Source organism: Burkholderia sp. 3C, from assembly GCF_054589155.1.
The window spans coordinates 127,900-138,923 of the sequence record NZ_BAAILN010000151.1 but is presented as its reverse complement, the minus strand read 5'-3'; the positions used below and the strand labels follow the sequence as shown (position 1 = coordinate 138,923).

The 11,024-nt window shown below is 67.6% G+C and carries 11 protein-coding genes; 8 read left to right on the top strand and 3 right to left on the bottom strand.

Annotated elements, in window-relative coordinates; all coding sequences use genetic code 11:
• Nucleotides 1-69 precede the first annotated feature (69 nt).
• Nucleotides 70-858 carry an SDR family NAD(P)-dependent oxidoreductase gene (locus ACYP33_RS31585; RefSeq protein WP_459625136.1) on the bottom strand — a complete coding sequence of 263 codons (789 nt, stop codon included), beginning with the start codon at nt 856-858 and terminating at the stop codon, nt 70-72.
• A gap of 121 nt (nt 859-979) precedes the next feature.
• Between ACYP33_RS31585 and ACYP33_RS31580 the strand changes: the two genes are divergently transcribed.
• The 4 genes from ACYP33_RS31580 (at nt 980) to ACYP33_RS31565 (ending at nt 5,061) form a co-directional block, all read left to right on the top strand.
• Nucleotides 980-1,549, top strand: a complete 570-nt coding sequence (locus ACYP33_RS31580) for a TetR/AcrR family transcriptional regulator (RefSeq protein ID WP_414439240.1) — start codon at nt 980-982, stop codon at nt 1,547-1,549.
• An 89-nt stretch (nt 1,550-1,638) separates the two neighbouring features.
• The gene (locus tag ACYP33_RS31575; protein ID WP_459625134.1) at nt 1,639-2,289 is read left to right on the top strand and encodes a DUF2239 family protein; all 651 of its coding nucleotides are present in this window, start codon (nt 1,639-1,641) and stop codon (nt 2,287-2,289) included.
• 395 nt (nt 2,290-2,684) lie between these two features.
• A complete protein-coding gene (locus ACYP33_RS31570; RefSeq protein WP_459625132.1) occupies nt 2,685-3,908 on the top strand; it encodes a hypothetical protein in 1,224 nt (407 codons plus the stop codon).
• Nucleotides 3,909-4,293: 385 nt separating this feature from the next.
• The gene (locus ACYP33_RS31565) at nt 4,294-5,061 is read left to right on the top strand and encodes a hypothetical protein (RefSeq protein WP_459625130.1); all 768 of its coding nucleotides are present in this window, start codon (nt 4,294-4,296) and stop codon (nt 5,059-5,061) included.
• Nucleotides 5,062-5,145: 84 nt separating this feature from the next.
• On the opposite strand, the gene ACYP33_RS31560 is transcribed toward ACYP33_RS31565, so the two are convergent.
• A complete protein-coding gene (locus ACYP33_RS31560; protein WP_459625129.1) occupies nt 5,146-5,886 on the bottom strand; it encodes an SDR family oxidoreductase in 741 nt (246 codons plus the stop codon).
• Nucleotides 5,887-6,097: 211 nt separating this feature from the next.
• Between ACYP33_RS31560 and ACYP33_RS31555 the strand changes: the two genes are divergently transcribed.
• Nucleotides 6,098-7,003: a LysR family transcriptional regulator gene (locus ACYP33_RS31555; protein ID WP_414439235.1), complete on the top strand. Its 906-nt coding sequence runs from the start codon at nt 6,098-6,100 to the stop codon at nt 7,001-7,003.
• 114 nt (nt 7,004-7,117) lie between these two features.
• Here ACYP33_RS31555 and ACYP33_RS31550 read toward each other — a convergent pair whose 3' ends face one another.
• Nucleotides 7,118-7,570: an Rrf2 family transcriptional regulator gene (locus ACYP33_RS31550; RefSeq protein ID WP_459625127.1), complete on the bottom strand. Its 453-nt coding sequence runs from the start codon at nt 7,568-7,570 to the stop codon at nt 7,118-7,120.
• A gap of 154 nt (nt 7,571-7,724) precedes the next feature.
• Between ACYP33_RS31550 and ACYP33_RS31545 the strand changes: the two genes are divergently transcribed.
• From ACYP33_RS31545 to ACYP33_RS31535, 3 genes are all read left to right on the top strand, one after another.
• Nucleotides 7,725-8,639 carry an NAD(P)/FAD-dependent oxidoreductase gene (locus tag ACYP33_RS31545; protein ID WP_459625126.1) on the top strand — a complete coding sequence of 305 codons (915 nt, stop codon included), beginning with the start codon at nt 7,725-7,727 and terminating at the stop codon, nt 8,637-8,639.
• A 200-nt stretch (nt 8,640-8,839) separates the two neighbouring features.
• Entirely contained in the window at nt 8,840-9,745 is a 906-nt protein-coding gene (locus ACYP33_RS31540; protein ID WP_459625125.1) for a TauD/TfdA dioxygenase family protein, read from the top strand.
• A 156-nt stretch (nt 9,746-9,901) separates the two neighbouring features.
• Complete coding sequence (locus tag ACYP33_RS31535) at nt 9,902-10,957, top strand: ABC transporter substrate-binding protein (RefSeq protein WP_414439231.1); 1,056 nt, start codon at nt 9,902-9,904, stop codon at nt 10,955-10,957.
• The last annotated feature ends 67 nt before the right edge of the window (nt 10,958-11,024 follow it).

Below are 11,024 nucleotides of genomic sequence, written 5' to 3'. Positions count from 1 at the left end.
CGCGCGCGGCGGCCCGGCGGGGCCGATCGGCCCTGACGGCTCGACCACCGTCGAAAGGGCCGTTACCGCTCAGGCCGGCTGCTTGTAGCGCGGCGCGGCGTGCACTTGCAGGATGTTCGGCAGCATCGCCTGGCGCGCGCCTTCGTATTGCGTCCATTGACCGGCGTCGTGCAGCGTCGGGATCGTCACCGTCTCGCGCAGGTCGTAGCCGGCCAGCGCCGCGTCCACCAGTTCATCCACCTCCATCACTGCGCCGAGCGAATTCACGTCGGTTTTGGCGTGATCCCAGATTTCCGTGCGCGTCGCGGACGGCAGGACCGCCTGCACGTATACGCCCTTCGGCCCCAGTTCAAGCTGCAGGCCGTGCGACAGGAAGCTCAGGAACGCCTTGGTCGCGCCGTAGACCGACAGACCGAGTTCCGGCGCGAACCCCACCACCGAACTGATATTGACGATCGCGCCCTGGCCCTCGCGCGCGAAACGCGGCGCGACGGCGGCCGCCAGGCGGGCCGGCGCGGTGGTGTTCAGCGTGATCAGCTTTTCGATGGCGTCGGGCGTCTGGTCGACGAAGCCGCCTGGAATCGTGGTGCCGGCATTGTTGACGAGCACGCCGATCGACGCATCGTCGCGCAGGCGCGCTTCCACGCGGGCCAGATCGGCGGATTGCGTGAGGTCGGCGTTGAGCGTTTCGACGTTCACGCCATGCGCGGCGCGCACACGGGCGGCCAAATCGTTCAGGCGCGACTGGTTGCGGGCGACCAGCACCAGATCGTGGCCGCGTTTCGCGAAACGGTCGGCATAGACGGCGCCGATGCCGGTGGATGCGCCGGTGACGAGGACGACGGGAAGCTTCGACATGCTGATTCTCCAGAGAGGAACGTAGGGTAAAAACGGTCATCCGATTTATTCATGATGACCGTCATGTATTTAATCATGATGTCTGTCATGTATCATGTCAAGCATCGAATGGGAGGGCGATATGAGAGTCAGTCGGGAGCAGGTGGCCGAGAACCGGCGAAAGATCCTGGAGGTGGCGAGCGAGCTGTTCCGCGAGCGCGGCTTCGACGCGGTGACGGTGGCCGACGTGATGAGCGCGGCCGGCCTGACGCACGGCGGCTTCTACGGCTATTTCAAATCGAAGGAAGACCTGATCGCGCAGACGCTGGCCGAGCTGGTGAAGGGCGAGGACCGGACCGAACTCGACATGCTCGGCTATGCGGCGGGTTACCTGAGCACGCAGCACCGGGACCAGTGCGCCACCGGTTGCCCGGTGGCCGCGCTCGGCGCGGAAGCGGCGCGGCAGGCGCCCGAGGTACGCGCCGCGCTGGGCGGCAGCGTGGGGCGGCAGGTGGCGCGTTTCGCGGCCGGCATGAAGGGCGTGGCGCCCGGGGAAGCCCGGCGCGCGGCGATTGGCGGATGGTCGGCGATGGTCGGCGCGGTGATTCTGTCGCGCCTCAGCGACGATCCGGCGCTGTCGGAGGAAGTGCTGCGCGAAACGCTGGCCTGGATCGACGAGCACGCGCCGCACGGCGATTCGGCTGCCGCTTGACGCGCTTTTTTATATCCGGGTAAATGTTGGGTCGTTCGGCCTTCGGCCCGGTTCACGTTTTCCGATCGATCGTTATCGCACATCACCTCATGGCAGATCCCGCTTTGCTTCCCCGCTATACCGGCTTCGACGGCGCGCGGCATCTCGCGTCGGGCGATCTCGCGACGGTCGCGTTGGCCATGCGCCGCGCCGCGCAGGCCGAATCGGCCGGGCCGGTGCTGCTGTTCGACAACGCCACGGGGCGCTCGATCGACGTCGACCTGCGTGGCAGCGAGGACGAAATTCGAGCGCGGTTCGCGGCTGAAGCTGAATCTGCGTCTACGTCTACGTCCGGCGACGAATCGCCGGACACCCCCGAAACCGCCGCGCCGCGTGGCCGCGGACGGCCCCGGCTCGGCGTCGTCGCGCGTGAAATCACGCTGCTGCCGCGTCATTGGGCGTGGCTCGCGGAGCAGCCGGGCGGGGCGTCGGTGGCGCTGCGCAAGCTCGTCGACGATGCACGCCGCGAACACGGCGGCCGTGACCGCCTGCGTGCCGCGAACGAGCGCGCCTATCACTTCATGTCGGCGCTGGCCGGCGATCTGCCCGGCTTCGAGGAGGCCTCGCGCGCCTTGTTCGCGGGCGAGGCGGATGGCTTTCGCGAGCGGATCGACGGCTGGCCGGCCGATATTCGCGAGCATGTGCTGCGGCTTGCCGAGCCGGAAGCGGAGCCGCGCCGAGTTGAACCGGGCGATCGATGACGGCGCGCATGACGCGTCATCGTTCCGTCATCTTCGTCGTGCGTTCGTCGATCGGCTTCGATCCTCGCGACAAAGCTTCGCATTCGGCCCTCGGCGCGGCCTCGCCGGGGCGGTAGCCTGTGATCCCGCTTTTCTCCGAGCCTTCGCGGCGTGCGGCTTCGTCCGCCCGGCGCGGATCACACCCGCCTGCCCATGCGCACCCGTTACGACTCGAACGCCTCCCCACTGAACATCAACGACGCCGAATCGCGGCAAGACGATCCGCGTCATGCGTCCACAGCATCGTCCGCCAGCCCGAGCGGTGGGGGGCACATCTGCCCCTGCAGTCATACCAGCAAGCGCGCCGTGACGGCGTGGCGCCCGCGTCGCTGCACGATGCGGTGGCGAATCAGGATATGTCCGGCGTACGCACGCTGATCGCGTCCGGCGCGAAGCTCAACAAGCTCGACGGCCAGCGCCGCACGCCGCTCGACGTGCTCGATTCGCTGGGCGCGTCGCGCCCGGTCGGCTCGGCCTTGCGTCGAGAACTGCTGCGCCCGCGCAATCCGGCCGCGCCCGACGGGCACGGCAAGCCCGAGGCGCTGCACGGCAGCCCGTGGGGCTTCGAGATCCTCGAATCGAAGGCGCTCGCGGGCGGCCGGCACGCACCGAAGGGCGGCCACAGCTCGCTCGAAGGCATGGTGTTCTTCTCGACGCGCACGCCGGAAAGCCCCGCGAGCCAGACCGTGCGCGCCGACTGGCGCTCGGGGCCGCGTCGCTACGCGAAGGGCAGCGCATCGAGCGGCAACTCGCCCGCGCAGGCCGGCATCCGCTACCAATTGGCCAGCACGGTGCTCGATCGAGCAGGTAGCGCCGCATCCTGGAAGCCGACCGCCGATGCGCAGCGCTACGACGCGAATACGCCCGCCGAACTGGCCGAGCAACTGTCCCAAGAGCTGCGCACTGCCATGTTCGTGATGGCCCAACGCACCCCGGCGAACAACGCCGAGGCGCTGACGCGGTCGGTCGAGCAACTGCCGCTGCGCGGGTCGGTACTGATGTGCAAGCGCAACGGCGAGCGCGTGCGGATCGAGGGCGACGCGCTGCGCACGCTGTATCGCGATGCGGCGGCCGGCATCAAGGATCAGCAGGAGCGTTCGGACACCATGCCGTACCTGTGCCTGATGAATCGCGGCCAGATCGTACCGGTGGTGTTCGGCTTCGAGAAGGTGGAGGGCTTGCGCACGCACACGCTGGCCAGCGGCAAGCAACACGCGTATCAGGAGGCCGTGCACCCGCTGGACGGCTCGGAGCAGGGCGGCCGGCTGACCGAAATCGAGGTCGGCAGCCGCGAGGATCTGGCGACGTTAAGCCTCGCGTGCCTGGCGCGCGGCGTCGAGATTCCGCCGGGCGCGGTGGTGCGGATCAACCCGCCGCCGGGCGAGAAGCGCGCTACCGGTGTGCGTGCCGATTACCTGAACGCGCAGCAGTTGCAGGATTTTCACGCGACGCTGGCGCAGCAGGTGTCGGCGCTTGCGGGCATCGCGCCGAACCAGGCGGGGCAGGCGTTGAGCGCGATGCCGGTCGCCGCGCTGCAGGACGTCAACGATCAGGCGCGAGCCTGGGCGGCCCGCGCCTGAGCCATCGCCTGTGTTGCCGGCGCGACGCATCGGGAAAAGTCCCGATGCCGCCGTCGGATTCGCCATCGCCGTAGCCGATCGCATCGATCGTTTCGGATCTCGACCTATTCACTCGACTCCGTACGGATCGCGCGCCGAAGAGGCGCGTGGCCGGCGTGGTCCGTCCCCATGCGGTTGCCAGCCTTCGATGCGTTTTGCGATCTGCAAGTTTTTATTTGAAATCGAGTCGTTAAGATAAGAAAACTTATCTGAGCGATCACGCTTCGATGCAAATTTTCGATCGCGAGCGACCCTCGAGATTGACAAGCGCCCGTTGACGGTCATCTCGAAATTCAATAAAACGGAGCGATAAACACACCGATCTCTCATTCCGTTCCGGGCCACCATGACTTCGATTCCTGGCATCTTCGTCGCCACGCCCGCCTATGGATCGAGCTGCTACATGCCGTATGTCAGCGGGCTGCTGTCGTTGCAGCGCGCGTGCATGGAGGCGGGCCTCGGGTTCGAATTCTTCTATGTCAGCGGCACGGCGCTGCTGCACGAGCAGCGCAATGTGCTGATCCAGCGCTTTCTCGCCGAATCGAACCTGTCGCACCTGATGTTCATCGACGCCGACATCGGCTTCGAGGGCCGCGACGTGCTGCGCATGTACGAGGTGCAGGCCGAGATCGCGTTGGGGCCGTATCCGGCGAAGCAGATGAACTGGGATGCGATCGTGGAGATGGCGCGGCGCAATCCCGAGCTGTCGGCCCGGCAGGTGGCGATGGCCGCGGCCGATTACCGGCAAACGCTGTACGCGATCGGCGAGGGCGCCCTGAACCAGACCGAACGGCCCGTGGAAGTGGCGGCCGGCGGTGCGGGCCTGATGCTGCTGGAGCGTGCCGTGTTCGAGAAGCTGGCGAGGGCCTATCCGGACACGCGCGTCGAGGTGCCTGCCGTCTACCGGCATCTGGTGCCGCATGCGACGCACATGTACGAGCACTTCGAATTTCTGCGCACGCCCGAGGGGCGGTCGCTGTCGGAGGACATGTCGTTCTGCCGCAAGTGGCGCGACCTGGGCGGCGGCCTTTATGCGTGCCCGTGGTTCAAGACCACGCATGTCGGGCCGCATGCGTTCGATGGTGATTTGCCGGCTTTATTGCGGCGCGGGTGAATCGTGCGTGCCGTTGTCCGCGCCGATCGCCGACCGCGATGAAGCGGGGGCGGCTAACCACGCAGCACCCGCTTCATGCATCAATCAAGCAAACCCGCCATTCACGCGCAGCACCTGCGCATTCACCCACGCCCCATCCGGCCCGGCCAGGAACGACACCGCCGAAGCAATATCCTCCGGCTCGCCCAGGCGCTCCAACGGCGCGAGCTTGGTGATCTGCGCGACCTGTTCCTCGCTCTTGCCGTTGAAGAACAATTCGGTGGCCACCGGCCCCGGCGCGACGATATTCGCGGTGATGCCGCGCCCGCGCAGTTCGTTGCCGAGCACGCGCACCAGGCCTTCCACGCCGGCCTTGCTGGCGATGTACGGGCCGTAGCCGGGGAACGAGCGCGCGATCACGCTGGTCGACAGCGCGATGATCCGGCCGCCGCGTTGCAGGCGCTTGGCCGCTTCGCCGAGCACCAGGAACGCGCCGCGCAGGTTGATGGCGATGGTGCGGTCGAACACGTCGATATGCTTGGCGTCGATCTGGGCCATCGTCATCACGCCGGCGCTGTTGACCACGGCATCCACGCGGCCGTAGGCCTCGAACGCCGCGTCGAACAGGCGCGTAACGTCGGCTTCGACGGACACGTCGCCCTTCACGGCGATCGCACGGCCGCCAGCCTCGACGATCGCATCGACGGTTTCCTGGGCGGTGTCGGCATTGCCGGCGTAGTTGACGACCACGGCGAAGCCGTCGGTGGCGAGGCGCATCGAAATGGCGCGGCCAATGCCGCGCGAGCCGCCGGTCACGATCGCGGCGCGGGAAGAGGTTTGGGTCATGTCTGGCTCCTGATGTGAGAGGGCGTCGTTGCCCGTCAGGAATGCATTCTTCGCGCTTTGCCCGCATCGATAAACCCGCCCGGCTTGCTAATACAATTCAACCGGCATCAATAATGTGAGCGGGAAATCGGCGTTTCAGCCACGTTCATCGGCCTTTCAGGCTGGTAAAGTAGCGCGCATATTCAACGAACATCAACAATCCCGCTCTGCCATGGATCGCCTCGATACCCTCCAGCTGTTCACCCGGATCGTCGAAACCGGCAGCTTCAGCCGCTCGGCGGACATGCTCGGCATCCCGCGTGCGAGCGCGACGCACGCCATCAAGCAACTGGAAGCGCGGCTCGGCACGCGGCTGCTGGAGCGCACCACGCGCCAGGTCAAGCCGACGGCGGACGGCAGCGCGTTCTACGAGCGCTGCGTGCTGGTGCTGTCCGAACTCGACGACGCCGAAGCCTCGCTGCGCCAGGACGCCTCGAACCCGCGCGGCCTGCTGCGGGTGGACATGAGCGGCACGCACGCGACGCAGGTGGTGCTGCCGCGCATCGCCGATTTCCATCGTCGCTATCCGGAAATCGAACTGGTGGTCAGCAGCGGCGACCGGCTCGTCGATCTGGTGCGCGAGGGCGTGGATTGCGTGATCCGGGGCGGGCGGCCGCACGATTCGTCGCTGGTGGCGCGGCGGCTGGCGATGATGCCGCAGGTGATCTGCGCGAGCCCGGCCTATCTGGCCGAATTCGGCACGCCGCGGCATCCCGACGAGCTGCCGTCGCACCGCGCCGTGCGCTTCTTCGCGAGCAGCGGCGGCATCGATTACCCGTTTTCGGTGGTGGTGGACGGGGAAGTGCGCGATTACGACGTCGGCGGCTGGATCTCGGTCAACGACGCGGAAAACTACGCGGTGGCCTGCGAAAGCGGCGCGGGGCTGATCCAGGCGCCGCGCTACCACCTGGAGCCGGCGTTGCGCGACGGCCGCCTCGTGGAGGTGCTGGCCGACTGGCACAGCCCGGCCATGCCGTTGACGGCGCTGTATCCGTATCGGCGGCAGTTGTCGCCGCGCGTGCGCGTGTTCGTCGACTGGCTGCGGGATATCTACGGGGAATTGTTCGGGCCGGCCTGAACGGGCCTGGAGCGTGGAGCGCGGCGCGGCCCGACGCGATCGGCCCTGGGCGTGACCGGTGCAATCGGCCCGTGGCGTGACCGGTGCGATCGGCCCCGGGCGTGACCGGTACGATCAGGCCGGCACGTGACCGGCACCGCCGTCCGTCGGCATCGCCTGCTCGAAATCGCGCGCCAGCGAGCCGAGCGTAACCTCGCCGAACTTCTTCAGCAGCGCGTCCTCGGCCTCGGCCAGCGCGGCCGACAGATGCGCGTTGACGGCGCGCTCGACCAGGCAATGCGGGTGATCGTCCGACACCAGTTCCGAAAACAGCGGCGGCTCGCCCACCGCGCGATACACGTCGAGCAGCGTGATCGCATCGAGCGGCGCGGCCAGCGTCCAGCCGCCACCGTGCCCCTTCTCCGATTGCACATAGCCGGCGTCGCGCAGCCCGCCGAGCAACCGCCGCACCACCACGGCGTTGGTGCCGAGCATCGCGGCCATCATCTCGGACGTCATCGGCCCGTCGGCGCGGTGCATGTGGATCAGCGCGTGCAGCATCCGTGACAGGCGGCTATCCGTTCTCATGATTCTCCAGGGTTCAGGGCAGGGCATCCACTCACGCAACAAATGAAGTTGCGAGATGGATGGTACACGTCTATCATGCAACTCCTGATGTTTCGTGAAATCGATGTCATGTGCCGGCCCGTGCATTCATGGCCGGCCTCAACGGGAGCTTGGGATGCAGTCACATCATGAAGTGATCGTGGTCGGCGGCAGTTTCGCGGGCCTGTCGGCGGCGATGCAACTGGCGCGGGCACGGCGGCGCGTGCTCGTGATCGACGGCCGTCAGCCGCGCAACCGCTTCGCCGCGCATTCGCACGGCTTTTTCGGGCAGGACGGGCGCACGCCCGAGGAGATCGTCGGCGACGCCACGGCGCAACTGGCGGCCTATCCGAGCGTGCAGTTCCGGATCGGCCAGGCCACGCAAGCCGAGCGTACGGCGCAGGGCTTCGCCGTGACACTGGCCGATGGCAGCACGGCCACCGCCGATCGGCTGATTCTCGCCACCGGCGTGCGCGACGTGCTGCCGCCGCTGGCCGGCCTGACCGAACGCTGGGGCGTCAGCGTGCTGCATTGCCCGTACTGCCACGGCTACGAAATCGGCCGTGACGGGCGGCTCGGCGTGCTGGCCACGCACCCGATGTCGTTCCATCAGGCGATGCTCGTCTCCGATTGGGGGCCGACCACCTGGTTCACGCACGGCGCGATCGAACCGAGCGCGGACGAACTGGCGCAGGTCGCGGCGCGCGGCGTGCGTGTCGAGACCTCGCCGGTGGTGGAAGTGCTCGGCAACGCGCCCGAGCTGTCGGGGCTGAGGCTGGCCGACGGGCAGGTCGTGCCGGTCGACGCGCTGTTCGTCGGCACGCAATTGCAGATGGCCAGCAATCTCGCGAGCCAGTTGGGCTGCGAATTCGAGGAAGGGCCGGCGGGCCAGATGGTGCGCGTCGATGCCTGGAAGCAGACCAAGGTGCCGGGCCTGTTCGTGGCCGGCGACGCGTCGAACCCGATGACCAACGCCACGTTCGCGTCGTCGTCGGGCGTGATGGCGGGCGTGGCCGCGCATCGGTCGCTGATTTTCCCGGCAGGGCATTGAGCGCGCCGGCCGCGGATTGACGGGCCGGACGGCCGCCGTCGCGATCGCGTCGATTCCGTCGCGGCATCGCGCGACGACGGCGGCTTCCACACGCAACCGGCCGTTATGACATCGGGTGATATTCGTATCCGATTTGCTTCGTTGTCTTGCCGGCGGCGCGGGCATAAATTCGGGTTTTTGCTTCGCAGGAATCGTCGAACGTGTCCGTCTCCGCCGCTGTTGCCACGCCCGCATCGCCGTCGCCGTCGTTCCGGCAGTCATTCGATATCGTGCCGTTCGACGCGCCGCTCGGCGCGGAAGTGGTCGGCCTCGACCTGTCGCAGCCGATCGGCGACGACGATTTCTCGCGCATCCATCGCGCGCACCTCGATCATCACGTGCTGGTGTTCCGCGACCAGCGCATCACGCCCGACGAGCAGGTGGCGTTCAGCCGCCGCTTCGGCCCGCTCCAGCAGCACGTGCTGTATCAGTTCGCGCTGGCGGGGCATCCCGAGGTGCTGATCGTCTCGAACATCGTCGAGAACGGCAAGCCGATCGGCCTGGGCGACGCCGGCCATTTCTGGCATTCGGATCTGTCGTACAAGGAACAGCCGAGCCTCGGCTCGCTGCTGCACGCGCAGGAGTTGCCGGCCGAGGGGGGCGACACGCTGTTCGCCAACATGCACCTGGCCTGGGACACGCTGCCCGAGGCGCTCAAGCAGGCCGTCGAGGGCCGTCGCGCCGAGCACACGTATCTGGCGCGCTACGCCGAGCTGCAGGCGCGCAGCCCGTGGCGGCCGAACCTGTCGCCCGAGCAGATCGCGCAGGTCAAGGCGGTCGAGCAGCCGATCGTGCGCACGCACCCGGAAACGGGCCGCCGCGCGCTGTTCGTCAGCGAGCATTTCACGACGCGCATCGTCGGCCTGCCGGAAGACGAAAGCCGCGCGCTGCTCGACGAGATCTTCGCGCACAGCGTGCGTGACGAATTCGTCTACCGCCATCAATGGCGCGAACACGATCTCGTGTTCTGGGACAACCGCTCGCTCATGCATCTCGCGGCCGGCACGCCCGATCATCTGCGCCGCAAGCTCTACCGCACCACGATCGAAGGCGACCTGCCGGTCTGACGATTCCGGCCCGAAGCCGGACGCCGCCTTCAGCCCGAGCCTGACCGCCTCCCGGCGCCTGCGCCCTCGACGATCGTCGGGGCCGCGCCGCGGCGGCGCTCGTTCGCCGATTCCATTTGTTTCGCATCCCTTAGCTCCCTTAGCACGAGGTTTCCGATGTCGTTTCCGTTCAGCGCGACGCTCGCGCGCACCCGTTGGTTCGCCCGCCGTTCGGCCGTGTCCGCGATCGCCGTGGCGCTCGCCGCCACCGGCTTCGCCGCCGCCGCGCCGGCCCATGCCGAAGGCAAGATCCGCATCGCCGAGCAGTTCGGCATCGTCTACCTGATGCTGAACGTCGTGCGCGACCAGCACCTGATCGAGCAGGAAGGCAAGAAGGAAGGCATCGATATTCAGGTGGACTGGGCCAAGCTGTCGGGCGGCGCGGCCGTCAACGACGCGCTGCTGTCGGGCGCGGTGGATATCGCCGGCGCGGGCGTCGGGCCGCTGCTGACCGTGTGGGACCGCACTCACGGCCATCAGAACGTGAAGGGCGTGGCTTCGCTCGGCAACCTGCCGTATTACCTCGTCAGCACCAATCCGGCCGTCAAGACGATCGCCGATTTCACCGCGAAGGATCACATCGCGGTGCCGGCCGTGGGCGTGTCGGTGCAGTCGCGCGTGCTGCAATACGCGGCCGCCAAGCAATGGGGCGACAAGTCGTTCGACAAGCTCGACGGCTACACGCAGGCGATTCCGCACCCGGACGCCGCCGCCGCGATCCTCGCCAACAGCAACGTGGTCAGCGCGCATTTCAGCACGCCGCCGTTCCAGCAGCAGGAGCTGGCCGGCAACCCGAAGGCGCACGTCGTGCTCGATTCCTACGTCGTGCTCGGCGGCCCCAGCTCGGCCACCGTGCTCTACGCCACCGAGAAATTCCGCGACGCGAACCCGAAGACGTATCGCGCGTTCGTGGCGGCGCTGGCCGATGCGGCCAAGCTGATCTCGACCGATCCCGAGCGCGCGGCGGATATCTATATCCGCGTCAACCAGTCGAAGATCGATCGTGCGCTGCTGCTGAAGATCCTGCGCGACCCGCAAGTGCAGTTCAAGACGGCGCCGCAGAACACGCTCGGCCTCGCGCAGTTCATGCACCGCGTGGGCGCGATCCGCAACGCGCCGAATTCGGTGCACGACTATTTCTTCGATGATCCGGCCATCCAGGGCGGCAGTTGAGCGCGTGCCAGGCACGCAAGCCTGACGCGCCTGACTCGATGCCGCGCGCCTTATCCGCGCGCGGCAT

Coding starts and splice junctions, on each gene's coding strand:
- ACYP33_RS31585 (WP_459625136.1), bottom strand. CDS start 858: ATGTCGAAGCTTCCCGTCGTCCTCGTCACCGGCGCATCCACCGGCATC.
- ACYP33_RS31580 (WP_414439240.1), top strand. CDS start 980: ATGAGAGTCAGTCGGGAGCAGGTGGCCGAGAACCGGCGAAAGATCCTG.
- ACYP33_RS31575 (WP_459625134.1), top strand. CDS start 1,639: ATGGCAGATCCCGCTTTGCTTCCCCGCTATACCGGCTTCGACGGCGCG.
- ACYP33_RS31570 (WP_459625132.1), top strand. CDS start 2,685: ATGTCCGGCGTACGCACGCTGATCGCGTCCGGCGCGAAGCTCAACAAG.
- ACYP33_RS31565 (WP_459625130.1), top strand. CDS start 4,294: ATGACTTCGATTCCTGGCATCTTCGTCGCCACGCCCGCCTATGGATCG.
- ACYP33_RS31560 (WP_459625129.1), bottom strand. CDS start 5,886: ATGACCCAAACCTCTTCCCGCGCCGCGATCGTGACCGGCGGCTCGCGC.
- ACYP33_RS31555 (WP_414439235.1), top strand. CDS start 6,098: ATGGATCGCCTCGATACCCTCCAGCTGTTCACCCGGATCGTCGAAACC.
- ACYP33_RS31550 (WP_459625127.1), bottom strand. CDS start 7,570: ATGAGAACGGATAGCCGCCTGTCACGGATGCTGCACGCGCTGATCCAC.
- ACYP33_RS31545 (WP_459625126.1), top strand. CDS start 7,725: ATGCAGTCACATCATGAAGTGATCGTGGTCGGCGGCAGTTTCGCGGGC.
- ACYP33_RS31535 (WP_414439231.1), top strand. CDS start 9,902: ATGTCGTTTCCGTTCAGCGCGACGCTCGCGCGCACCCGTTGGTTCGCC.